The sequence below is a fragment of the Bradyrhizobium sp. SRS-191 genome, from assembly GCF_024586915.1.
Taxonomy (GTDB): Bacteria; Pseudomonadota; Alphaproteobacteria; order Rhizobiales; family Xanthobacteraceae; genus Bradyrhizobium.
Genome location: NZ_JANBVS010000088.1, coordinates 1 through 631 on the forward strand (window position 1 = coordinate 1; position 631 = coordinate 631).

Here is a 631-nt window from a genome sequence, read left to right on the forward strand (position 1 = left end):
AGGCCGAGACCGCCGGTGTTGAAGGTCACACCGGTGATCGACAGCGTCGACTTGCCGTTCTCGTTGAACGTCAGCTTCAGCGTGTCGCCGTTCAGCAGGTTGACGCCGTTGAACGAGGCATCCGAAGCGGTGAGATTGATCTGCGCCAGCACGTTGTTGTACTGCGAGACCAGGTTCGCACGCTGCGTCTGCGCCGTCGCGTCAGCCACGGGAGCCGCTGCCGTCAGGCCGTTGAACGACTGGCTGGAGCCGGCAGCCGAACCACTGATCGCACCGATCGTGGCCGAGGCCGCGTCGTTGGTGGTGGTGATCGAGATCTTGCCGGTGGAGTCGATCGAGGCCTGGAGGTTGTTCGCTGCGAGCTTCGAGTTGAGATCGTTCAGCGAGTTGACCTGTCCTGTCCCTAGCCCGAACGTGATGCTCGTGGCGGTGCCCCCTCCCGTGGCACCGATCGTCAGTGTCTGCCCCGACAGGCCGTCGCCGACAGCACTCAGCCCGAGCTTGCCCAACAAGCCGGAGCTGCCCGAGAGCGTCAATCCGGCCGCCGGCGGCGTCAGGGTGATCGCGCCCGCGGTGATCGACGCGGTCACGCCGGTCGCGGTCTGGATCGCCGACAGCAGGTTGCTCACGC

1 pseudogene is annotated in these 631 nt (G+C 65.8%); it reads right to left on the minus strand.

Features of this window, described 5'->3' with window-relative positions:
- Positions 1 to 631 (minus strand): annotated as a pseudogene (locus tag NLR35_RS34195) (flagellar protein); the annotation flags it as partial.